Annotated in this window: 20 protein-coding genes, 4 tRNA genes and 1 pseudogene; 13 read left to right on the top strand and 12 right to left on the bottom strand. The window is 64.4% G+C overall.

Annotated elements, in window-relative coordinates; all coding sequences use genetic code 11:
- The 10 genes and pseudogenes from AWB92_RS31195 to AWB92_RS25595 all read left to right on the top strand — a co-directional run.
- Positions 1 to 337: pseudogene (locus AWB92_RS31195) on the top strand (PE family protein); the annotation flags it as partial.
- A gap of 98 nt (positions 338 to 435) precedes the next feature.
- Positions 436 to 2,133 carry a PE family protein gene (locus AWB92_RS25630; protein WP_085190672.1) on the top strand — a complete coding sequence of 566 codons (1,698 nt, stop codon included), beginning with the start codon at positions 436 to 438 and terminating at the stop codon, positions 2,131 to 2,133.
- Between the two features lie 442 nt (positions 2,134 to 2,575).
- Positions 2,576 to 3,763 carry a site-specific integrase gene (locus tag AWB92_RS25625; protein WP_085190671.1) on the top strand — a complete coding sequence of 396 codons (1,188 nt, stop codon included), beginning with the start codon at positions 2,576 to 2,578 and terminating at the stop codon, positions 3,761 to 3,763.
- Positions 3,764 to 4,060: 297 nt separating this feature from the next.
- Positions 4,061 to 4,270, top strand: a complete 210-nt coding sequence (locus AWB92_RS25620; RefSeq protein ID WP_085190670.1) for a helix-turn-helix domain-containing protein — start codon at positions 4,061 to 4,063, stop codon at positions 4,268 to 4,270.
- Positions 4,271 to 4,589: 319 nt separating this feature from the next.
- On the top strand, positions 4,590 to 5,915 hold the full coding sequence (locus tag AWB92_RS25615) for a DUF3631 domain-containing protein (RefSeq protein ID WP_085190668.1): 1,326 nt from the start codon (positions 4,590 to 4,592) through the stop codon (positions 5,913 to 5,915).
- Positions 5,912 to 6,082 (top strand): hypothetical protein, encoded by a 171-nt coding sequence (locus AWB92_RS29910; RefSeq protein ID WP_158090409.1) that lies wholly within the window; start codon positions 5,912 to 5,914, stop codon positions 6,080 to 6,082. The genes AWB92_RS25615 and AWB92_RS29910 overlap by 4 nt, the downstream gene beginning before the upstream one ends.
- Positions 6,079 to 6,438 (top strand): helix-turn-helix domain-containing protein, encoded by a 360-nt coding sequence (locus AWB92_RS25610; protein ID WP_142282313.1) that lies wholly within the window; start codon positions 6,079 to 6,081, stop codon positions 6,436 to 6,438. The genes AWB92_RS29910 and AWB92_RS25610 overlap by 4 nt, the downstream gene beginning before the upstream one ends.
- Positions 6,417 to 6,806: a hypothetical protein gene (locus AWB92_RS25605; RefSeq protein ID WP_085190664.1), complete on the top strand. Its 390-nt coding sequence runs from the start codon at positions 6,417 to 6,419 to the stop codon at positions 6,804 to 6,806. Before AWB92_RS25610 ends, AWB92_RS25605 begins: the two co-directional genes overlap by 22 nt.
- Positions 6,803 to 7,813 (top strand): hypothetical protein, encoded by a 1,011-nt coding sequence (locus tag AWB92_RS25600; protein ID WP_142282312.1) that lies wholly within the window; start codon positions 6,803 to 6,805, stop codon positions 7,811 to 7,813. Before AWB92_RS25605 ends, AWB92_RS25600 begins: the two co-directional genes overlap by 4 nt.
- A complete protein-coding gene (locus tag AWB92_RS25595) occupies positions 7,810 to 7,998 on the top strand; it encodes a hypothetical protein (RefSeq protein ID WP_085190660.1) in 189 nt (62 codons plus the stop codon). Before AWB92_RS25600 ends, AWB92_RS25595 begins: the two co-directional genes overlap by 4 nt.
- Positions 7,999 to 8,144: 146 nt before the next feature.
- Here the strand turns inward: AWB92_RS25595 and AWB92_RS25585 are convergent, their stop codons facing one another.
- Complete coding sequence (locus AWB92_RS25585) at positions 8,145 to 8,483, bottom strand: hypothetical protein (protein ID WP_085190656.1); 339 nt, start codon at positions 8,481 to 8,483, stop codon at positions 8,145 to 8,147.
- A gap of 112 nt (positions 8,484 to 8,595) precedes the next feature.
- Here AWB92_RS25585 and AWB92_RS29685 point away from each other — a divergent pair, with 112 nt between their 5' ends.
- Together AWB92_RS29685 and AWB92_RS25580 are read left to right on the top strand one after the other, a co-directional pair.
- A complete protein-coding gene (locus AWB92_RS29685) occupies positions 8,596 to 8,799 on the top strand; it encodes a hypothetical protein (RefSeq protein ID WP_142282311.1) in 204 nt (67 codons plus the stop codon).
- Positions 8,800 to 9,735: 936 nt separating this feature from the next.
- Complete coding sequence (locus tag AWB92_RS25580) at positions 9,736 to 10,071, top strand: hypothetical protein (protein ID WP_241523577.1); 336 nt, start codon at positions 9,736 to 9,738, stop codon at positions 10,069 to 10,071.
- A gap of 429 nt (positions 10,072 to 10,500) precedes the next feature.
- Here AWB92_RS25580 and AWB92_RS29905 read toward each other — a convergent pair whose 3' ends face one another.
- The 8 genes from AWB92_RS29905 to AWB92_RS25540 form a co-directional block, all read right to left on the bottom strand.
- On the bottom strand, positions 10,501 to 11,022 hold the full coding sequence (locus AWB92_RS29905; protein ID WP_158090408.1) for a DUF732 domain-containing protein: 522 nt from the start codon (positions 11,020 to 11,022) through the stop codon (positions 10,501 to 10,503).
- 1,156 nt (positions 11,023 to 12,178) lie between these two features.
- Positions 12,179 to 14,557 carry a hypothetical protein gene (locus AWB92_RS29680; RefSeq protein WP_142282310.1) on the bottom strand — a complete coding sequence of 793 codons (2,379 nt, stop codon included), beginning with the start codon at positions 14,555 to 14,557 and terminating at the stop codon, positions 12,179 to 12,181.
- Between the two features lie 94 nt (positions 14,558 to 14,651).
- Positions 14,652 to 15,638 carry an HNH endonuclease signature motif containing protein gene (locus AWB92_RS25565; protein WP_346962960.1) on the bottom strand — a complete coding sequence of 329 codons (987 nt, stop codon included), beginning with the start codon at positions 15,636 to 15,638 and terminating at the stop codon, positions 14,652 to 14,654.
- Between the two features lie 147 nt (positions 15,639 to 15,785).
- Positions 15,786 to 16,130, bottom strand: coding sequence for a hypothetical protein (locus AWB92_RS25560; RefSeq protein WP_142282309.1), 345 nt, complete (start codon positions 16,128 to 16,130; stop codon positions 15,786 to 15,788).
- 34 nt (positions 16,131 to 16,164) lie between these two features.
- On the bottom strand, positions 16,165 to 16,500 hold the full coding sequence (locus tag AWB92_RS25555; RefSeq protein WP_085190648.1) for a hypothetical protein: 336 nt from the start codon (positions 16,498 to 16,500) through the stop codon (positions 16,165 to 16,167).
- A 107-nt stretch (positions 16,501 to 16,607) separates the two neighbouring features.
- A tRNA-Val gene (locus tag AWB92_RS25550) sits at positions 16,608 to 16,682 on the bottom strand.
- 15 nt (positions 16,683 to 16,697) lie between these two features.
- Positions 16,698 to 16,771 (bottom strand) — tRNA-Cys (locus AWB92_RS25545).
- Positions 16,772 to 16,800: 29 nt separating this feature from the next.
- Positions 16,801 to 16,873: transfer RNA gene (locus AWB92_RS25540), tRNA-Gly, on the bottom strand.
- A 177-nt stretch (positions 16,874 to 17,050) separates the two neighbouring features.
- On the opposite strand from AWB92_RS25540, the gene AWB92_RS25535 reads away from it, so the two are divergent.
- A tRNA-Val gene (locus tag AWB92_RS25535) sits at positions 17,051 to 17,122 on the top strand.
- A gap of 124 nt (positions 17,123 to 17,246) precedes the next feature.
- On the opposite strand, the gene AWB92_RS25530 is transcribed toward AWB92_RS25535, so the two are convergent.
- From AWB92_RS25530 to AWB92_RS25520, 3 genes are all read right to left on the bottom strand, one after another.
- Positions 17,247 to 18,284: a YncE family protein gene (locus AWB92_RS25530; RefSeq protein ID WP_085190646.1), complete on the bottom strand. Its 1,038-nt coding sequence runs from the start codon at positions 18,282 to 18,284 to the stop codon at positions 17,247 to 17,249.
- 162 nt (positions 18,285 to 18,446) lie between these two features.
- Positions 18,447 to 20,093 carry an NHL repeat-containing protein gene (locus AWB92_RS31190; protein ID WP_085190644.1) on the bottom strand — a complete coding sequence of 549 codons (1,647 nt, stop codon included), beginning with the start codon at positions 20,091 to 20,093 and terminating at the stop codon, positions 18,447 to 18,449.
- Position 20,094: 1 nt separating this feature from the next.
- Complete coding sequence (locus AWB92_RS25520; RefSeq protein ID WP_085190642.1) at positions 20,095 to 21,330, bottom strand: hypothetical protein; 1,236 nt, start codon at positions 21,328 to 21,330, stop codon at positions 20,095 to 20,097.
- Between the last annotated feature and the right edge of the window lie 30 nt (positions 21,331 to 21,360).

The raw sequence follows: 21,360 nt of genomic DNA, 5'->3' as shown, positions 1-21,360 counted from the left end.
CGGCGGCGGCGGGGCGGCTACCGCCAGCGGCACCGCCGGAGGTGGAGGCGCCGGCGGCTCCGCGTTAAACCTCACTCAGACCGCTGCGCTCAGTCTCGGGGGAAGCGGCGGCGGCAACGGCACCGGCGGCGGCGGTGGCGGCGGCGCGGTCGCCAACGCGAGTTCCTTCCCCGGCAACGTCGGCACAGACGGTGCCGCAGGGGGGACGGGCGGCATCGGCGCCAACAACGGTGTTTTCCACAACAGCGGAGGTGACGGGGGCACCACTGGCGTTGGCGGCTCCGGCGGGCACGGCGTGGTTGTCAACAGCAATGACGGGGGCACCGGGCAGCCCTAACCAAGTCGTCCGCGAGGCGGGCTCAAGCCGAGCAGCCGCAAGAATCTCGCAAGTCGCCGACTTTAATCTACGGCCCCACAAGGGATTAGGAGCCGTAGATGTCCTCTTTCGTGCAGGTAGACCCGGAGATTCTCACCGCCGCGTCGGCGGACTTGGACGCGATCGGGTCCGCGATCAGAGCGGCTAATACGACGGCGGCCGCCTCGACGACCTCGGTGGTGGCCGCGGCGCAGGACGAGGTCTCGGCCGCGATCTCCCAGGTCTTCGGCAGCTATGCCCAGGAGTTCCATTCGCTCAGCGCGCAAGCGGCGCTTTTCCACGACCAATTCGTGCAGTCGCTGACCTCGAGCGGCGGGCAGTATGCGGCCGCCGAGGCGGCCAACGCCGACCCGCTGACGGCCCTGGTCGGTGGATTCCAGAGCCTGGAGTTGCCGCCCGGGCCGGTCAAGCTGCTGACGGGACGCCCGCTGATCGGCAACGGGGCCAACGGTGCGCCGGGCACCGGCCAGGCCGGCGGCGACGGCGGATGGCTGATCGGCAACGGCGGCAACGGTGGTTCCGGCGGGGCCGGCCAGGCGGGCGGGGCCGGCGGCTCGGCGGGATTGTGGGGCCACGGCGGTGACGGCGGGGCCGGCGGAAACGGCAAGGCCCTGATCGGTGGTGCCGGCGGGAATGGCGGCGCCGGTGGCGCCAGCGGATGGATCGGCGGCGGCCCCGGCGGTGCCGGCGGAGCCGGCGGGATGGGCGGCTCGAGCCTCTTCGGCGGCACCGGCGGCCACGGCGGGGACGGGGGCGCCGGGGGCGCGAATCGGCAACTGGTTTCCCTGTTCGGCGCCGGCGGTGCGGGCGGAGCGGGCGGCCTCGGCGGCACCGGCGCACCCGGCATCGATAACGCAACGGCCGGCGGTACCGGCGGGCCGGGCGGGCACGGCGGAGCCGGCGGCCATGGCGGAGCCGGCGGCGCCAATCAGGCCCTGCTGGGCGGGGCCGCGGGCGCGGGCGGCCTCGGCGGCGACGGCGGACACGGCGGACACGGCGGTGGCGGCGGAAGCGGCACCGCGACAGGCGGAACCGGCGGTGTCGGCGGCGATGGCGGTGCCGCCGGCGCCGGCGGGTCCGGCGGCACCGGGGGAGGGCTCTTCGGGCAGGCCGGCAGCGGTGGCACGGGCGGCGCAGGCGGAGTCGGGGGTACCGGCGGCACCGGGGGCAACGTCGGCGCCGTCGACGTCACCGGGTTTGCTAAGGGAGCAGGCGGTGGCGGTGGGGCAGGCGGCGCCGGTGCCAGTCCGGTTGGCGCTAGCGGCGGCACCGGCGGCGGCGGCGGAGTCGGCGGTGACGGCGGCATCGGCACGAATGGAAACGTTTTCCTCAACCTCGGCGGCCCTGAGACTACTTTCGCCGCCGGTGGCGGCGGTGGCGGTGGCGGCGGCGCGGGCGACGCCGCCCACAGTGGTGGGGCAGGCGGCGCCGGCGGCGCCGCGACCAGCGAGGTCCAGCCCGTCGCGTTCAGCGGCGGCGCCGGTGAGACCAGCGGCGGCGCGACCGGCGGCGGTGGTGGCGGCGGCGCCGCCGTCGTCGACACCCCAGCTGCGTCGCCCAGCTTCGTCGCCAACAGTGGCGCCGGCGCGGACGGCGCCAGCGGCATAGGCGGCAACGGCACCATTAGTTCAAATGTTGGAAGCAACGGCGGAGGACAGGGCGGGGGCGTCGGCACTAGTTCCTTCGACAACGGCACCGGCGAAGGCTGGGACTATTTGGGCTTCGGCGGGCCGGGGGAGTCCACCGCGACTGGCTAATACCCCAAACGGCAGAACCAATTGCGCCCGTTCCGAATATCTACGCACGACACGCTCCATTGTCACTGGCGTTGCGCATATCAAGCACAGCGCAAATTGGTCCCCAGTGCGCAAACAACGAGCTCCCGACTGGTGTCGGTCGCGGCGTCTTCCCCACTCTTCCCAACGGGCGGCATACTGGCAGCGGTTCGACCAAGTCGGCCCGCAAACATGCTCTGAACTGCGAAAACGTGGTGCGCGATACTGGGATTGAACCAGTTCGCTCAGTTTGCTAGCGTGGGTATCGTGACCTGCCAAAACAGTGGATTGACCTGATTCAACACTGATCAGTGTAGCAGAATGACGCTGAATCTCGCAGAAACTTGATACAGTCTTGTTAGCTCACAACGAGTTCACGCAGTTCACGCCAGTACACGCCGAAGTATCGCAGACAGGGAGCGCGGTGGTCAGGGGACAAGGGCGCAAGCCGCAGAAGCGCGGCGCGTTCGGCACCGCCCACAAGCTGCCCAGCGGCCGCTACCGGGCGATGTACCGCGGACCCGACGGCCGACGCTACAGCGCGCCCCGAACATTCCTAACCGAGAAAGAGGCTCGAGGTTGGTTATCGCTGCGACAGTCCGAAATCATCCGGAAGTCGTGGATTCCGCCCGAGGCTGACGAGAAGCCGGCGCCGAAGCTGACCTTCGACGACTACTCGAAGACGTGGATGGCGCAGCGCGACCTGAAGGACCGGACTCGGGAGCATTACGAGAAGCTGCTCGAGGATCACATCGTGCCCAAGTTCGGGTCGTGGCCGATCGGCTCGATCACCGCCGACGATGTCCGGGCGTGGCACGCCAAAATGGGCACGAAGACACCGACGCTCCGCGCACACGCGTACGGCCTACTGCGCACGATCATGGGCACCGCGCTTAGCGACGGCAAGATCAAGGTCAACCCGTGCGTGATCCGCGGCGCCGGCACTGCCCGCCGCGTCCACAAGATCCGGCCAGCGTCACTTGACGAAATTCGAGTGATAGCGGAAGAGATGCCCGAGCAGTACCGCGCGATGGTGTTGCTTGCCAGCTGGTGCGCGCTGCGCTTCGGCGAGCTGACCGAGCTGCGCCGCAAAGACATCGTCATCGTCGAGCCGACCGAAGACGAATTGGCGAACGCCGAGGCCAGCGGCGAGGAGGCGCCCGAGCCCTACGGCATCGTCCGTGTCGAGCGGGCCGTGGTCCGCGTCGAGGAAGGCTTCCAAACCACCACGCCCAAGAGCGACGCCGGCCGGCGCGACGTCGAGATCCCGCCCCACCTACTGCCTGCGATCAAAGGTCACCTTGAGAAGTTCGTCGGGAACGACAAAGACGATCTACTGTTCCCTGCTGCGCATGGAGGCCACCTGGCGCCCGCCAGCCTGTACAGGCAGTTCTACAAGGCGCGCTCCGCGGCCAAGCGAGATGACTTGCGCTGGCACGACTTACGGCACTCTGGCGCGGTCCTCGCGGCGGCCACCGGCGCGACACTGGCCGAGCTGATGGGAAGGCTAGGGCACAGCACACCAGGCGCCGCGATGCGCTATCAGCATGCGGCACAAGGGCGAGACCGCCAAATCGCAAAGCTTCTATCGAAAATGGTTGAAACACAATAAATCTCGTGAATACGTGGCATGCGTCTCACCTGCGACACGAGGGAAGCGACACGCGTCAGACTGAAGGTGATTGCAATTTAGAGCCATCTCGCTACAGTTGACCTCAGTTGGGACAGGCGCCTGACTTACAAACTTCACAGCGGCACGCTAGCCCTAGTAGTCGGTACAGGTGACCGGCGAACCCGGCGAACGATGAGCCTCCCAGGTGGCGGACGTCGAGCAGCATCGCACCCTCCCGTGGCGAGGGGTGGCACTGATGCGCTCACGTTCGCCACACGACTTTCACTGGGAGACTTGATGCCTCATCATCTTGGCCGCTCTAACAAGCTGCCTGCCTATCTGTCGATAAACGACGCCGCCGAATACCTCGGCGTAACCACCAGAACCATTCACCAAATGGTCGCCGACGGCCGACTGACCGCCTACCGCCTTGGCGCGCGAGTAGTTCGACTACGCCGCGACGAGATCGATGCCGCCATGCAGCCCTTCGGGGGCGGTGTGGCATGACCCGAGAACGAGAAAGCCGCCCCGCGGGCAACGAGGCGGCATCCACACCAGCAGACGCGCCTAATCGTACCCGCAGCGACTTCGATGAACTGGAAGCACGCCGACGCCGGCGCGAAGCCGCTGTACGGCTAACTGGTGACACCGATCCCGACCCACTGCACTCTGGACGCCGATACCACCGACCTGCGACGGGTTTCCGAGCCGTCGGCTACCGAGAGGGGTACGCCGCGGCGCTCCGCTGGGTGCTGCGCGAGCACGCGGAACACATTGATGAGCTGCTGCGCGCCAAGCTGGCCGCCATCATCAAGAGGAGCGCCGGATGACCGAGGATGGGATTCCGACGCACACCGCTGCGCTGTTGGACGACATCAAGAGTTATCTATCCCGGTTCGTCGTCTATCCGAGCGACCATGAGCTCAACGCGCACGCGTTGTGGATCGCGCACGCGTGGCTGATGGAGTGTTGGGAGTCCACGCCGCGGATCGCTTTCCTGTCACCAGAACCCGGCAGTGGCAAATCGCGTGCTCTCGAGGTCACTGAACCGCTCGTGCCGCGGCCGGTACACGCGGTGAACACCACACCGGCCTATCTGTTCCGCAAGGTGTCCGACCCGGGCGGCGCACCGACCATCCTCTATGACGAGATCGATTGCGTATTCGGCCCAAAAGCCAAAGAGCACGAGGACACGCGCGGGATGCTCAACGCTGGCCACCGCAAAGGCGCCACCGCCGGCCGATGCGTTGTTCGCGGGAAAACGGTCGAAACCGAAGAGCTGCCGGCATATTGTGCGGTCGCGCTCGCGGGTCTCGACGATCTACCGGACACCATCATGACGCGAAGCATCGTTGTGAGGATGCGCCGGCGGGCAGTCGACGAGCAGATCGAACCGTGGCGGCCGCGGGTAAACGGACCCGAAGCGACAGTGCTCTACACACGGCTGGCCAAGTGGTCTACCAGAGCGCGCGAGCTTCTGTCGGGCGATTTTTGGCCCGAGATGCCTTACGGCGTCGAGGATCGCGACGCGGACTGCTGGGAAGCCCTGTTGGCGGTTGCCGACCTAGCGGGAGATCGGTGGGCGAAAGCAGCCCGTGTAACCGCTGTAACGCTTGTGAGAGCGGCGAAGAGACGGCCGCCCACCATCGGGGTGCTTCTCTTGCGGGACATCAAGAAGGTGTTCGATACCGCTTACGCCGACAAACTGCCGACTGAGGAAATCACCAACGGACTCGCCAAAATACCCGAATCTCCCTGGTCAACGATCCGCAAGGGTGAACCCATCGACGATCGTGGCCTGGCGTTGCGGCTCGGCAAGTACGGCATCGGATCCAAAGCGCTACGCGATGGATTGTCTGTGTTCAAGGGCTATTCGCGAGCGCAGTTCGTCGACGCGTGGAAGCGCTATGTCGATCAATTGGTCGAGGATGACGAACCAACCGACGACGGATGCGGCTACCAGGGTGCGGTTACGTCGGTTACAGCGGAAACATCTGGCGCGGAACCGAACCTTTTTGCAACCGCCGTAACCGATGTAACCGACGCGCGCCAGGCAGACAGGCAGTGCGCGTGCGGTGCAGCACTGGCACTCGAGGAATCCATCGATTCCGGACAGTGCATGGAGTGCGCCATGATCGGAGGCGCATCGTGAAGCTGACACGAACAAACTTCCGGGCACGCGTCAAGATCGCCGACGGCCGGCGAATTTTCATCTCCTACGGTCTCGTGACATTCGAATGCACCGCAGCCGAAGCACTCGAGCTCGGCCACGCACTCGCTGATGCTGTCGAGCAAGTCCAACGCGGCGGCGTCGGATGATGGAGCTCGCGGGCGATGACCTCGAGGCCGCTTTCTATGTGGTCGAACGGTTCATCGAAGGGCTACGGGCTGGCGGTCCTCCGGTGCCCAAACAGGTCAACGCGTGGTTTCTGAAAGTGCGGCTGGCCTGGGAAATGTCCGGCTGCGGACATGAAAACGATGACGCTCCACCAGAATTGGCCCAGGAGCTGATCGACACCGCTGAAGTCGCATCCGTTTTGAACGTGACGACACGGCAAGTTCGGCGCCTAGTGAATGACCTCGACGGCCGAAAACACGCAGGCGTCTGGTTGTTCCCGAGACAGACAGTGATCGAATACGCAGAGAGGCGAACGTGGCCCAAGAAGTCGACCTGACCGAGCAGCTCAAGTCTGTTGCATCGCAGGTACTGTCGGGCGATCAGCTCGCCGCGTTCATGGCCGTCGCCGACGCTAACCGCTGCGCCGGCCCGGACGGCAACATCGATGCCGACAAGGTAAGCGCCGACCTGCGAACTCTGTATGGCATCAGCGAACAGCCCCCGGCGCAGCCCCGGGCACCGCAGTGGGGGCAACACTCCGGGCCGCCTGGCCCACCAGCGCGGCCCGGCGATACGGCCCGCGCCGCGCTGGCCAAGCGGCACGGCGTCAAAAACGACACGAACCCACCCGCCAGCACTCAATCTGCGCGCGGCGCGGCCGGCCGCGCCGCAGCACAACGCCGACACGGAGGTAAGCAGCGATGAGCATCCCCATAGATACCGCACCAATTCGGTTGCCGGATAACCCCTATCTACAGCGGGCCGTCGCGAACGCAGTGCCTCAGTTTGCAGCCGCGCTCGATATGGAACAGCAAGCCGAAGCAGCATTGCGCGCCCTGACGCCGGTACCCGCCGTACCCGCCAACCTCGACCCGTATCAGATCGGCGAAATCTCTGAAGAGTGGGTCACGGCGGTCCTAGCGCACGAGTCTGCCGTCAGCCAGTGGGAGGCCCGCCGCCGTGTACTGGTGAACTTCAAGCAGCGAGCCACGTCGAATACGTCGGGCGTCCTGGCGGCCAATTGGAATCCCATACTGCGCCAGCTAAACGCCAGCCTCGCGGCCATCCTCAACGTCGCCGCGGATCTGGCTTGCGACCTCGGGCCCGCCAGCACCGCGGCACAAGCGATCGCAACCGACGTCGGCGAAGCCTGGAAACGCTTGAGCGAGCTCGCCGACGAATACAGGTCAGTACGGGCCGCCCAAGAGTTCATTTCGCTGCGACTGCCGCAGACCTACCTCGTCAGCTCGCGGCCGAGCTTGGGCGGCGAAGAGCACGCCTCCGATCTCTATTTGCGCAATCTAGACAGTCTGTGGCCAGCGTGGCGCAACCCGGATGCTGTCGCCCGGATCAACATAGATGGCAGCAAGCCGCGCCTAGAACCGTGGCCAGTAGACGACACGGAGCTCTTGCTGTGGCTGGTGAGAAGCGATGCGCAGGCATGGATTCCGACCACGTTCGAGCTTGACCAGCTATGGCGTGAGCGGCATGACCGCGCGAATCCTCAACGCGTCGAGCCCGGCGACGAGCCGGAAGACGAATCATCGGCGCACGACAGTTTGTTGTGGGGTCCATTGGATGCGAAGCGACGAACGCAAGCGGTAACCGCGCAACGTCGCACGCCCGACTATGGCCGCGTCGCGACACCTCTCACGCGGGTCACCAAAGATCGTGAACCCGAACTCGTCAACCCGTTAGGAGAAGCCGAATGACCACCACGAATGTGCTCACGACATGGCAGGCCGCAGACGGGAACGTCAGCGGCTTCCCAGCTCCAATCCAGGCATTTTTGCAGACCCAAAACCTAGAGCTGTCGAATCAAGTCGGCGCATTCTGCCTCACCAACGCCGCGCTTACCGCACTCGTCAACGCAGTCAACGCGGCGCTAGGCGGCTAGCGTTGTCGCGGAGGCTTTTTCACCCAGCGCGCGAGCAGCTCACGGACGATCTCGCTGACGCTAGTGTCTTCCGCGAGCGCTTTCGCCTGCGCCGCTTCCCACAACTCGTCGCCGACGCGGACGGCGCGCAATGGCGTGTTCCCCATCTATGCGACCGCCCGCAGATCGGGCGCCGACGCTTCAGGTGGCAGGCTGTAGGACCAGCGCTCGCGCTCTTCAGCCGTGGGGGCGCGGACTTCACCGCGCAGCGCGTAGACGTAGCCGTGTTCGAACGCTTCCTTGTACAGCATCTCCATTATCGGTCGGAGCGCCTCAGCCATCTTTTGCTGCTCAACCATCTCTTCAAAGCTGGCTGGCGGCCGATCAGTGTAGAACTCAGTGCCCGACAATGGCTTCCGGTCAACTGTGCCGTACAGAACCGCGGCCACGCCGACAACGATGAAACCGAGCACCGCGATGACAACCAAGAGCGCTACCGGGTTCATTGGAAGCTCCTATCCACACTGACTGTATATACAGATGATAGCACCTGCTGTATATACAGAACAACCCCAAAAGCACAGCAACAGAACCACACCCAGGAAGTAGACGACACCGATGGCATGGGAGAACAACCGCGGCAGGAGCGGCGGCTACGTATCGCCAAAAGTCAAAGAGACGGTGCGCAAGCGCGACAAGCGCTGTGTGCTCGCCTATCCGGGCTGCGCTGGCGCCATCGAAGAGTTTCACCATCCGACCGGGCTCGCCGAGAGCGGGCGCCGCGGATCAGTGCTCGACGGGAAGCAAGTGGTCGGAGTCTGATCGAGCTGTCACACCATCGAAACCCGGAAACAGATCAGCGCCAACCGCAACGCGTGGAAGCGCAAACCAGAACGACACCCCGGACTCAAATGGTGACCACCGGCCGGGCGACACCGACCGCCGCCGCCGACGCGCGCGCGAACGCCGAGCATCTACCGCGGCACGCGGTTTTAACCTGCCAGAGAAGCGGTACTCAATGAGTTCCATCTCGCACGGGCACGCGCATCAAGGGGCGACGTCATGCGCAACAGCACGAATGACCGGCACACCCACCATAGCGATAGTCACAACCGAAAAGCGCCAGACGAAATTCTGTGCGAAGTTGCTGAAACAATCCATCGCGCACAACTGGCGCGCTCCCGGTCCACAGAGGTGCGCATCGTCGCCAACCATCGCGTCGTCGAAGCAAAAGCACTACGAAAGCGTGCAAGCGTACTTCGGCGAACAGCCGAGACACACCGAATACAGCTTTAAACCTCGACGCGCCGCCGGTGGAAGCGCGCCGGCGCCCATCGCCCGAGCCGACGCGCAGCGCTGGCTGACGTCAACCATGCGACCATCGTCGCAGGTCAAAGCGTCGACACCCAGGGGTGGCACCCGTCGCCCCGGGCCGTGCCGGCCACCGGGACGCGCTGTGGCTAGCGTTCTGAGCACGCTCGACGCTGGCTCGCTGTCACGGTTTCGCGGCCCGCGCGGAACCCTTCTCGAGGACGAAACGCGTTGGATGGAGCACTGATGGGCGCGGCCAAGAAAAAGTGTGCAAGCTGCGGAGATGGCTTCATCGGTCGCTCTAATGCGTCGTACTGTTCGCAGACGTGTCGGCAGCGCGCGCACCGCGGAAACCGTGACAGTAACCGTGACACTTCGGGTGTCACGGTTTTGCAGACTAAGAGCCGACGGCAGCGCAGGAGGTCGAGTTCGGCTGAGGCGGAAGCGGTGCTGCGCTCGCTTGACGAACAGTTGGCGTTGGTGGGGGAAGAGCGCGGCGAGGCGTTGGAGTGGTCGCCGCAGGAGCGGTTCCAGTTGGACTTGCTGGCCGCTGAGATCGATCGAACTGTCGACCTGGCGGCGATGTACGAGCAGTGCGGCGATGACGTAAAGCTGCGGGTCAAGCTCTCAGCCGAGTTGCGGCTGCTGCGGCAGTCGACGTCGCGGATGGTGCAGGCGATCCGGACCGAACTGCCGGAGCGTCCTTCGCCGACAACGAGGAAGGCGCGGCGGGCCGCGCATGCTCGTTGGGGCCGCAGGGGTGATCCAGATGCCGCAAGTTAAGCGGGGCAGTCGGGGCGCTGGTCTGCACATGCCGGGCATCTATGACGCGCTCTTGGTATACGAGCGTGAGAGGTATGACCGCCGCGGCGGTGAGCCACTCGTGATCGACGGCATTGAGATAGGGAAGAAGCGGCCGGCAGGCGTGAATGAGCACGGTAGGGAGGGGTTCTTCCTCTACCCGCGGCGGGGTTCACTTAATGCGCTCGAGGCCGGTAAGACGGTAGGGGTTGGCGTCGGGCGGCTCGAGGATGCGCTGTGGTCTCGCGATCGTGAGCGGGACCCTTCGGCGCCGCGGCCGCGGTTGCCGTTCGGCCCCGGCGCACGGCGGCGGGTGCGAGTGACGTCGGACGATCGGCTCTTACCTGTTGCCGGAGAAGCGGTTTCGTGAAGCGCGTTTTCGCGGATGCGCAGAGGCGCCCGCTGTAGCCTCTAGTGCAGAAATTGGGGGCAGTAGGCGGTGATTGCGGCGTTGACGACAGCAGTGGCGTGTTCGGGAGTCAGTCCGGTGTTGTTCGTGGTCTTAACGGCAGCATCGGCAGGGCTCTCCTTTCCGCTTTGAAGGTCGGCGCACATGGCGTGGGCGCTGGCGATTGCCGCTGCTTGGTCGGTGAGGTGTATTCCGGGGATTTGTGAAAAGAGAGTGAGGAAGACCTGGTCTGCGTCGGATTCTGGCTGCGGTGGCGTTGCTGCGCCGCCGCAGGGGCACCGCTGGGCGACGCCGCCGTTGTTCGAGCATGTGCCGCTGCGTGATTCGCTGTGCGAGTACTTTCCATCGCCGCAGAGTGCGACTGCACCGACTGGGTTGTCGTCTGGTCTCTCCACGCAGGTGCTGTGAGCTTTGGACCAGTAGTAGCCGGGCGGGCATTCGTCGGCCGTCGCGGTCGACGGCGCGGCGAGCGCGATAATGCTGTAACCGACTGCGACGATGACGACGGCAATGATTGATCGCATGGGCGCCCCATCCTTTGCGATGATTCGAAAAGGAATTTTGCCCCGAGGACAACGCTCGCGCTGGAAAATCGGGCATAGTCGTCGCATGCGACACGGGAGTCGCCGGTTGTCGGGTTAGAGCGCCGCAGCGATCGTTGAAGGGCGGTAGCGTTAAACGAACCGTGCAGACCGGGTCAACCAGTGGAACCAATGCGGGGGATAGCTGTTTGGGCGAATTGTTTGAGCGTGTCGCATGATTCGCCGTGCCAGCCCATTGCCTGATATAGCCGATTGCCGCTGAGAAGCACTTGCAAAAGCGCTGACTTTTTGTTGTCGCGCTCTGAGATGCCGCAGTATGCGCGGCCGGGGAGGCCACTTACCTCGCTTGAGTGCCAGGTCGCGGCGTCTATGTCTTGTTGAGTCTGCGCGTCCACCGCGAAGTAAGAAGGCAGTTGTAGCGCAGAGGTGACCATGTGAGAGCCGCTGTTGTATGTGCAAAACGGTTGCGACGCGCCGGGCTCGTCTGCGGTGGGCAGGACGGTTGATGATGAGTCGCCGAAAAACCTGGCCGCATCGTCTGCGGTGACCCAGTTGCACGGGTAGAACGCTGGCTGAGTGGGTGGCAAAGGTTCGGGGACAACGTGCGCGGTTATCACGTCTTTGCGTTGAATGGGGGTGCCAGGTGCGGGCGAGAGGTCGGTGATCCGATAGGCGACACCTTTATCCCCATCGTTGGGATTGTTTAAGGGGTCGTGACCGTCCGGTGCTATGGCCCTGACTTCGTCCCAGCATAAAAGTGCCCCTTGATCGCCAATTTCGACGCCTACGATGGCCGGTACTGGCCGCGGCCATGTCAGTTGATCGCATGCCTGTGCCTGGGTGGTTGGCCGTGGTCCGGTCATAGTCGCAGACACAGGCACGGTAGGCAGGGTGGGCGGCGATGATGACGACGACGCCGTCGTGTGGTTAGACCCGCATGCGACGATCAAAAGAGCGACCAGGAACAGTGAGGGAAGCTGTTTCATTCGATCCCCGATCCGCTGTGCTGGAATACATTTGCCTCGGCCGTGCGCGTGGCAGCGCTGGGCCGCGTCACGCGTTGTTGATATCTGACGAGTCGTCTTTGACGTCCATGGCGACACAGCTTACGCCGCGGTGATGGCGCGGCGGCGCCGCGTTAATCTGCGAATTCATCAGTAATAGACTCCGTGCCGAGCCCAGTTACTATTCTGAGCCGCGGGGCTGCTCCTGTGTCCCACGTTTCGGCGTCAATGGCCGACTTCATGTTTTCGACGCTCAAGCGTTCCCAACTGTCTTGAGTGGTCGCGAGGGCTATTTGATCCGCCACCAGGAGCTTGGCCGAGAGCACGCGTTTCCGTGCGGCGTCCATGCGTTCTGCGCGGTTCTTACCCAACGTCTTTGTGGTCTTTGCTTCCGCCGAGATCAATTGCCTGTCGACGAGCGCAAGTAAGTCTGTTTCAACCACGGGGTCGTCATTTCGGGTCAACTCAAACTCGGGCGCGTCAGTGAAGGCCCATTGGCTGTTTGCTCTAAGGTGGCGCGAGAGTAGTAGGGGCACATGGCCATTTGCGTCGGCTTGAAGGAAAGCACGTGCTGTTGGGTGTAGGTCATAGAACCATAGGGGTTCGTCGTCCACGGGTGGACGCCAACGTTCGCGCGTTAGGTAGTTTTCGGCGCCGCAGCGCTGACACGTTGTAGTTGTTGCAACGTTCTCGAGGCGGATGAACGCAACTTCTGCGCATTCAGCGCACTCGAGGATCAGTCCTCGGTGCAAAATTCCTGTGCGGACCAGTTGATCGATCTGGTTGCGGGCGGCCGCGTCGGACGGTATACCAGCTTTCTTGCACATGCCTCCAAAGCGTAGGAAAGCCTGCCTGCGTACGATCCAACCTTCGTTGTTGGAAAACGCATTTCGGTCTGTTGCATTGAAAGCCTGCAACGCCGAAAGTAGCTGTCCTGCAATGAGTTCCGCGAGATCGGCTCGACTTCCGAGAAGCTTGGCCAGAACCTCGGCCCTGTAACCTGCGGTCGATAATCTCGTGCTCATTCCGTGAACTTCTGCCCTGGCGTGAGCCCAGTCCAGGAGCGAAGGGTAGCGAATAAGCGGCCGTGCGAGTCGTTCTTCGATCGACGCGCCGGCCGGGATTATGAATGCGTCATGCGCTTCGAAGGAGATTCCGCGGCGTGAGGATCTGATCCGGATCGCGGGAGAAGATTGTTGTCCCGCAAGCAAATTCCGCTCGTGCAGCGCCGTTGTGGGGGGAATGTGTTGGCCGACGACGGCGATATCGACGTGCCATCGAGCATTAGCTTCGATCGTGTTAAAGTCCGGCACTCTAATGTCGGGAAGCGGTGGGAGCGTGGCAAACTCGACTGTGCCGGCCTTCTCATGGACGGCAGTCGACCACTGCGACGCGTTGCTGCGACCGATGGCGTACCAGCTCTTCTGGTATCGAGGGAATGGGATGGTTTCCACCGGATAGATAATGGCTTTTCTGGGAGGCAGGAGGAGTGGTTCGCCGAGGCGTCGTTCGCTCCCGGTGTTGCATCCGCGGAGTCGCTCTTGGAGTTGCCGTCGGCTGAGTGACGTTGAGGTGAAGTAGCATTCGCGGTGCAGCGGATAAAGCATACGTTCTGCCAGGGAGTTGATCCCCATGATCACCTGGGGGCGTAGTGCCCGGTTTCGCCACCACTCATCTGGTAGCCAAATCCCGTTCCCATAGGTCCGATCCCAGGCCATAGCGAGCGCGAAGTCGGCCGGGCTGTTGCCCCACACGACTATAGCCGGTGGCCAGCTTTCGGGTCCGTTCTCGTAAACGCTGCTCAGGCCGTAGGTAGTCCGGTGGAAATCTGTGATGAATGGACCCTGTGCCGTATCTCGAGTCGTCACGCCGACGAGGGAGCTGGCGATGGCCGAACCCGAAAGGAGCTGAAAAACAGCTCGGTTTCGCAGTTGATCATCGATCTGTGTTTCCGGTCGGGCGGGTGGATCGGAAAGTCCGAATCTTGCCGCCGCGGCCAATCCGATTGTGCCCCCGAGGGCAGGGTTGGCACCGATGGTGGCGTCGCCGCTGCCGGTCGACGGGTTGGCGAGAACATCGCTAAGTTGAGTGAGCGCACCGGGGCCACTCGTTGAGAAGTACGGTGCCCAAAGATGACGCGCGTTAGGCGAAACGATGGACGTCGCGATGGGCGATCGATAGTTCGCGCACGCAGTCGAGATAGCTTCCTGGGCATCGTGGAGCAGGTTCATATCGTTGCGTGCGACGAACGAGTTTGCTGGAGGGATCGCAATCTGATCGGGGTCGTATTCTCTGAGCGCTGCCAGGAGCGCCGGATGCACCTCGGCCGACGAAACAGGGACCACAAGCCAGCCAGCCCCTCCCCACATGGCTGTTATCGCGTGAATTCCGTTGCGGGCCATGGAGTGCCATTCGCCATCGCCGGGTACCAATAACACGACGCGAGGGGCACGTAGCCCCATCTGAGCGATTCGATGCGACAGCGTCTTCTGCGTGAGGGTCGATTCGCTCACGACGGCAATTTCCAGCAGTCCCTGTTGCTCGCCCCTTTGATCAGGTCGATGTCGGAGGGGGCGAGCGTTCCTCCCGGGAATGGCGGGATCATGGTCATCGCTGCGTGGACGCTACCTTGTTGGACTTGGTCCGGTTGCATCGCCAGCACAGAGTCTGCAAATTTTCCAGCGTGGACAGGCCACCCTTTGACAGCGGGATAACGTGGTCTACCTCGAGAAGCAAGTGAGGCTCAGCCGCAAGCGACACCGAGCAGTACCGACAGGTGTAGTTGTCACGCGTCTTTATTAGGTTGCGCAATTTAGAGGTCATCAGGGCGCGCTGGCCGGCGGCACTCTTGCTGAAACGGATCTTTTGCGACAGCGCCTCGATGAGCGCGTCGATCGTTGGGGTGTTCAACTTGACGGTTGCCCGCTGCGAACTGTTCCCACCGGCACTGACGTACTCAAAAACGTATGTGGGATACGGAACGCCGATTGGCGACAGCTCGACGCCGACGTGCTTCATAAACTCGTCCGCGTAGTACTTGAGGATGAAGGCAGGCGGATTGAATGACTTGGTGATACTCGCCTCCCGCTGCTCGAGGTTGTTGATGGCATTTTCGAGTCGGGTGATGTCCTCGCCCAGATTCTCCACGTCGGTGAGGCTGGCTTCGTCGGCTTTGATGTTGAAGTACTTCATCACGTACTTGACGGGGTCGGCGCTGGCGCTACGGACGACTTGCAGCGAGCAGTTGTGCACATTTGATGACTGGTAGTTCGCAACGTTCCGGTCCCGGCGATAATTGTGATGGCTGGTGTTCTCGAATGACGCCAGATGCGCCTGTGCGCCGGTGGACGACGCACCGAGACTGAACGATCCGCGGCTGCGAATCTCTGAGACGTACTCGGCAACGTCGTTGTGCTCGGCGACCACCGCTGCGATCTTGGCCTTGTGAGCCAAGAACTGTTCGCTGGCAAAGTACCGTTCCTTGAGGATATGCCTTATGACCCGCGGCAGGAACTTGGCCGCAAGCGCGATGACTACGATCGCCAGAATAACCGGCCAGAAGTCGACCAGCGTCTTGACCACAAGCACGATCAAGCCGATCACTATCGCGGTCGCTATAAGGGCTGGCATGGCTGTGGGCTCCCGTAGCTTTGAACTGGATTTCGCTAAAGCCTTCGCTGATGCTGACACATGTTGGAGGCTTCCAAGGTGGATTGCGACCGCGGAAGCCTAACCCGACCGTCAGCGAGCCGTTCGATAGATTCCGGATGCCTGAACCGAGGTCCGACGAGCGTACGTTTGGGCGTTGAAATGGCTTGGGGGATAGTCGCCGTAAACACCGCGATCGTCGCCGGCGAGCACTTGCGCGTTCTGGACGTCCGCGCGGTGAGCGGTCGCCGCGAGCACGTCGGCCCGGGCGCGGCGCCGCGCCTCCCACGACGCAAGCGAACGGTCGATGCGGCCGGCGAACCGCCACAGCGCGACAAAGAGCACCGCGATCGCCAACGCGCCGACAATCCACACCCAGAACCGGGCGATGGTGCCGAGCACCAGCACCAGCAGCACCAGACCGCCAATACCTCTCATCGCCGGGCGACCACCAACACACCCTTCATGGCTCTCATGGTGTGTGTCCTTTGGTGGACGTGACCCACTGGTCAAGCTGGTCGGCTATCTCGATCAGGGCGGCAGCGAGTTGGCGTGCCGCCGCGGTGCTGAACATTTCCGGCGGGTAGACGCTTATCTTTGGCGGCTCTATTTCGCCATCGACGCGGCCGTCGTTGAGCTGAATGGCCGACCCCTCGACCCACATCAAGCCGGTTGTGTCGTAGCGGTGGCAGTATGCGATGCGGTACGGCAGGGGGTAGGTCTCGTCGCGATCGATCCAGCCGCCGGAGGACTCACCGGCGCCGGCGGGAAGTGGGACGTCGGGACTTGGGTCGGTCGTGGTGCTCATGGCTAGCTACCTCTCAGACGGGTTGCTAGCTTGCTGTCGACCAGTTCACATGTAGTTCACGCGACCGGCTTGCTGTCTCAGATTACGCCTCTGAGCATTACGAACTCTGGTGCGCGATACTGGGATTGAACCAGTGACCTCTTCCGTGTCAGGGAAGCGCTCTCCCGCTGAGCTAATCGCGCCTGGGGGTAAAAACTTGGAGGTGGAGACGGGAATCGAACCCGTGTGCACGGCTTTGCAGGCCGTTGCCTCACCACTCGGCCACTCCACCGCGGGGGATTGATGCCACTTGCACCTTCGAGCGGACGACGGGATTCGAACCCGCGACCCTCACCTTGGCAAGGTGATGCGCTACCAACTGCGCTACGTCCGCGCGCAACGAGCGAGATCGTCGCCCGTCGCGAAGGACGACGATAGTCCACCCGAGCGGGCGCACACAAATCTCTTGGTTACGTTGCGGCTCTAGGCTAGCGCGCCCTCCGACGCACGCGGCGAGTTCGGCGCTGCCCGATTCGTGCTACCCTTCGACGTCGTTCGCCCGTCGGCGCCGGGTCCCGTGGCTCAGTGGAAGAGCGTCCGCTTCACACGCGGAAGGTCGCTGGTTCGATCCCAGCCGGGACCACCCTTCTGACCTGCACGAACACGGCTCGGGCACTCTATGATCCGTTGGATTCGTCCGGTTCTTGTTAAATCCACGATGCTTGGCGGACAAGACAATCCGTTGCCCCGGCCAGCCCTTGCCCGCACTATCGAGATTCGATCACCGACACCGTGTTGTCGCCGCCGTTGGTGACGAAAACGGTGTGGCTGCCCGGGTCTACCGCCACCTCGTGTGGTTGCTTGCCGACGGGCACGGTGGCGGTGGCGGTGCGCGTCGAGGCGTCGACCACCGACACCGTGTTGTCGGCGTTGTTGGCGACGTAGACCATGCGGGTGCCCGGATCCACTGCCACCCCGGCCGGGTTCTTGCCGACGGGCACGGTGGCGCTGACCGTGCGCGTCGAGGCGTCGATCACCGACACGGTCCCGTCGCCGCCGTTGGCGACGTAGACGGTGTGGGTGCCCGGATCCACCGCCAGGTCGCCCGGGTTCTTGCCGACGGGCACGGTGGCGACGACCGTACGCGTCGAAGCGTCGATCACCGACACCGTGTTGTCCGTGGCGTTGGTGGCGTAGACGGTGTGGCTGCCCGGATCCACCGCCACCTCGTGTGGTTGCTTGCCGACGGTCACGTCGGCGGTGACGGTGCGCGTCGGGGCGTCGATCACCGAGACCGTGCCGTCGTAGTTGCCGACGTGGGCAGCGGCCGTTCGAAGTCGACCGACGTAGACGGTGTGGGTGTCCGGGTCCACCGCCACCCCTGCCGGGTTCTCTTCCGGGCCCGTGCCGAGGTGCACAGTGGCGGTCACGGTGCGCGTTGAGGCGTCGATCACCGACACTGTGACGCCGTAGTTGGTGACGTAGACGGTGTGGGTACCCGGGTCCACCGCCACCCCCTCCGGGCCATAGAACGGCTTGCCGACGGGCACGGTGGCGCTGACGGTACGCGTCGAGGCGTCGATCACCGACATCGTGTCGTCGTCGCGGTTGGTGACGTAGACGGTGTGGGTGCCCGGGTCCACCGCCACCCCCGACGCCCACTTGCCGACGGGCACGGTGGCGCTAACCCGGTAAGTCGGAGGCGTCTTACTGCATCCGGTGGCGCCGATGACGGCAACGGCGAGCAGCGCGAGCGCGGCGACGGCGGTCGCGATGGAGAGCGCCGCGATTCTTGCGTTCTTCATATTTGCTTTCCTTTCCGCCGGGCGCGGCTCTCGTAGTCGTCACACCAAGGCTGCGGTGGGCACCTTGCGTGTTTCTTGCTTGGTTCTTGTGCCGGTTCGCTGTGGGTCGGCATGCGAAAGATATTGCAGCCCAGGCAGATAGCGAATCGGCGCGTCGACCCATCAGCCCGCCGCCAGCTTCACCACCTCGGCGTTGTCGCGGTCGGTCACGTAGACGGCGCCCGCCGTGTCCACCGCCACGCCCTGCGGGTCGCCGAGGCCGACGAACGGTAGGACCGTTTGGGTGTTCGAGCCGGCCGCGAGCTTCAGGACCCTCTTGTTGATGGAGTCGGCGACGTAGACGGCGCCCGCCGTGTCGACCGCCACGCCCCACGGATTTTTGAGGCCGGTGAACGGCAGGACCGTTGGCGTGTTCGACCCGGCCGCCAGCTTCAGGACCTTGTCGCCGTCGACGACGAAGACATCGCCGGCGGTGTCCACCGCCAGGCCGTCCGAGCCGGTGAGGTGGGTGAACGGCAGGACCGTTGGCGTGTTCGACCCGGCGGCCAACTTCAGCACCCGATCGTTGCGGTAATCGGTGACGAATACATCGCCCGCGGTGTCGACCGCAACAGCCCGGGGGGCGACGCCGGAAAACGGCAGCATGGTCTGGGTATTGGAGTCTGGCGTCAACTTCAACACTCGGTTGGTTTTGTTATCGACGACGTACGTGTTGCCGGCGGCGTCGACCGCCACGCTCTCGGGGAAGCCGAGGCCGGTGAACCGCAGGTCGGTTTGGGCGTTCGACCCGGCCGCCAACTTGACTACCCCGCTGCGGTTATCGCCCGAGGCGTTGTTGACGACATAGACATTGCCGGCGGTGTCCACCGCCACCGCCCACGGATCGTCGAGGCCGGTGAACGGCAGCACCGTCTGTCGGCACGCCGGCGGCGTCGTTGACGGTGCCGACGAGAGCTTTACGACTCTGTTGTTTTGGCCGTCGACCACATACACATTTCCGGCGGTGTCGACCGCCGCACTCTCGGGGCCGGTGAGGCCGGTGAACGGCAGCGCCGTCTGGGTGCACGATCCGGCCGCCAACGTCACCGCGGCGTTGTTGAAATAGTCTGTGACAGAAACCCTTCCGGCGGTGTCCACCGCCACCCCGACGGGGTCTTGGAGGCCGTCGAATGGCAGTACGGCCTGGGTGGTCGCCCCGGCCGCCAGCTTCACCACCCGCTTGCTGCCGAAGTCGGCGACGTAGACGGTGCCGGCGCCGTCCACCGCGACACCGCGCGGGAGGCCGAGGTGGGTGAATGGCAGCACCGTCTGGGTGGTCGACCCGGCGGCCAACTCGACCACCCGAGCATTGAGGTAGTCGGCGACATACACGGCGCCGGCCGAATCCACCGCCACGCCGTCCGGGCCGTTGAGGCCCGTGAACGGCAACACCGTCTGGGCGTTGGACCCGGCCGGCAGCTTCACCACCCGGTTGTTGTGGTCGTCAGTGGCGTAGACGGCGCCGGCTTTGTCCACCGCCACGCTGTCGGGGTAGTTGAGCCCGGTGAACGGCAGCACCGTCGGGCTGTTCGACCCGGGGGCCAACTTCAGTACTCGTTTGTTGCCGCTGTCGGCGACATACACCGCGCCGTTGGTATCCACCGCGACGCCGGCGGGGTGGTTGAGACCGCCTAGCGGCAGCACGGTTTGTTGGGGCGCCGGCGCCGACCGCGGCGACGAGTGGCACGCGGTGAGGCCGATGACGGCAACGGCGAGGGCGACGATCGTGGCGTTTCGGCGTTGCCGCCACAGCCGCTGGTGCGGTCGCATGCTACTTCTCGCCCGGGTAGGGCACCGCGCTGATTACCGCGCCGCCGTTGAGCGGGGGTCCCAGCAGAACGTTGGTGGTGCCGGCGGCGGGGTCGTACTCGAGCAGCGACTGGGCGGGTCCGCAGCCGGCGACCGTGGCTTTGAGGTCGAGGTTCCCGCCGTGGACGCCGATCACATAGATGCTGTGACTCGGATCGACGTTGGGCACCGCCACCTTGGACACCGTGCCGTCGGGGTTGAGCTTGCCGAGGTGGATGGCGCCGCATCCGCCCGCGTACTGGACATAGGTGCCGGCCGGCAGTTGCCACGCGCTGATGTCGCCGGTGTCGTGCGACGCCGGGTCCGTTATCGGCGCGGTCAGCGCGGTCGGTGCCGAACCGTCGATGGGGACCAGCCAGAGCCGTGAATGCTGGTTTGCGGCAGTGCAGTTGGCGAGGACGGTCTTCGCGCCGGCGTCCCACCATCGCACCGGTGAGCAGCTTCCTCCCGCAGATGACAGCTCCTTAACGACTGTTCCGTCGTTGCCCATCAGAGCAAGGCCGGATGCGGTACCCAGCACCAGCTGCGTGCCGTCCGGGGTTGAGAGGTACTGACCGTCGAAGGCGCTCGCGAGCTTGTCGGTCGGATAGGTCAGCTGCGGATTGCCGGCCAGGTCGACCCGCATCAGCTTTTTGTCCACAGTCAGCAGCAGCGCCTTGCCGTCGGGGCGGGTGAAGCGAGGGGCGACAGACGAGCCGTCAACGGTGAACGTGGTGCGGGCGCCGTTGTGCAGGTCGAGCTCGGTGATCACCGTCGATTTCCCGGGGCCCGCGGAGGCCCAAACGACGTGGCTGCCGTCGCCCGACCACTCGACCCCGCTGGGTCCGGCCTTCGGCGGAAAGGAGGTGATCGCATAGCGACCGCCCGCCGGGTCGACGAGGTAGAGGGTGACGGGGACCGTGTCGGGCGCGGGTGAGCCCGGAGGCGGCGACACGCCCGGGGGCACGCTGACGGCCGGGCTCCAGGTGGCGAGCATCCAGCCCGGACCGACTTGCGACCAGGGCACGTCGCCGATCGCTTTCTCGACACCATGAGCCGCCATCTCTGCGGCCGGGGCCGGCGTGGATGTCGTGGGGCTGCCCGGCGCTTGGTGCGATGCGGTCGCATCGTTCGACGAGCACCCGGCCGCCAGAACCGCGGCCAGCGCGACGAGGCCTGCGCGCCGTCGCCATGTGGAGTGGCGCGAACTCGTGATCATTTCGGTTCCTTTCCCGCGAGCGGTAAGCGG

The organism is Mycobacterium sp. IEC1808 (assembly GCF_002101935.1).
Taxonomy (GTDB): domain Bacteria; phylum Actinomycetota; class Actinomycetes; order Mycobacteriales; family Mycobacteriaceae; genus Mycobacterium.
Note: the sequence above shows the minus strand (reverse complement) of the source record. Positions and strands in the feature narration are given on the sequence as shown.

What these genes read in the sequence shown, in the direction of transcription:
- AWB92_RS25610 (WP_142282313.1), top strand. Translation starts at nt 6,079, where the DNA reads ATGATGGAGCTCGCGGGCGATGACCTCGAGGCCGCTTTCTATGTGGTC.
- AWB92_RS29685 (WP_142282311.1), top strand. Translation starts at nt 8,596, where the DNA reads ATGGCATGGGAGAACAACCGCGGCAGGAGCGGCGGCTACGTATCGCCA.
- AWB92_RS25585 (WP_085190656.1), bottom strand. Translation starts at nt 8,483, where the DNA reads ATGAACCCGGTAGCGCTCTTGGTTGTCATCGCGGTGCTCGGTTTCATC.
- AWB92_RS25600 (WP_142282312.1), top strand. Translation starts at nt 6,803, where the DNA reads ATGAGCATCCCCATAGATACCGCACCAATTCGGTTGCCGGATAACCCC.
- AWB92_RS25555 (WP_085190648.1), bottom strand. Translation starts at nt 16,500, where the DNA reads ATGAGCACCACGACCGACCCAAGTCCCGACGTCCCACTTCCCGCCGGC.
- AWB92_RS31190 (WP_085190644.1), bottom strand. Translation starts at nt 20,093, where the DNA reads ATGCGACCGCACCAGCGGCTGTGGCGGCAACGCCGAAACGCCACGATC.
- AWB92_RS25595 (WP_085190660.1), top strand. Translation starts at nt 7,810, where the DNA reads ATGACCACCACGAATGTGCTCACGACATGGCAGGCCGCAGACGGGAAC.
- AWB92_RS25530 (WP_085190646.1), bottom strand. Translation starts at nt 18,284, where the DNA reads ATGAAGAACGCAAGAATCGCGGCGCTCTCCATCGCGACCGCCGTCGCC.
- AWB92_RS25620 (WP_085190670.1), top strand. Translation starts at nt 4,061, where the DNA reads ATGCCTCATCATCTTGGCCGCTCTAACAAGCTGCCTGCCTATCTGTCG.
- AWB92_RS25520 (WP_085190642.1), bottom strand. Translation starts at nt 21,330, where the DNA reads ATGATCACGAGTTCGCGCCACTCCACATGGCGACGGCGCGCAGGCCTC.
- AWB92_RS29905 (WP_158090408.1), bottom strand. Translation starts at nt 11,022, where the DNA reads ATGCGATCAATCATTGCCGTCGTCATCGTCGCAGTCGGTTACAGCATT.
- AWB92_RS25630 (WP_085190672.1), top strand. Translation starts at nt 436, where the DNA reads ATGTCCTCTTTCGTGCAGGTAGACCCGGAGATTCTCACCGCCGCGTCG.
- AWB92_RS25615 (WP_085190668.1), top strand. Translation starts at nt 4,590, where the DNA reads ATGACCGAGGATGGGATTCCGACGCACACCGCTGCGCTGTTGGACGAC.
- AWB92_RS25560 (WP_142282309.1), bottom strand. Translation starts at nt 16,130, where the DNA reads ATGAGAGGTATTGGCGGTCTGGTGCTGCTGGTGCTGGTGCTCGGCACC.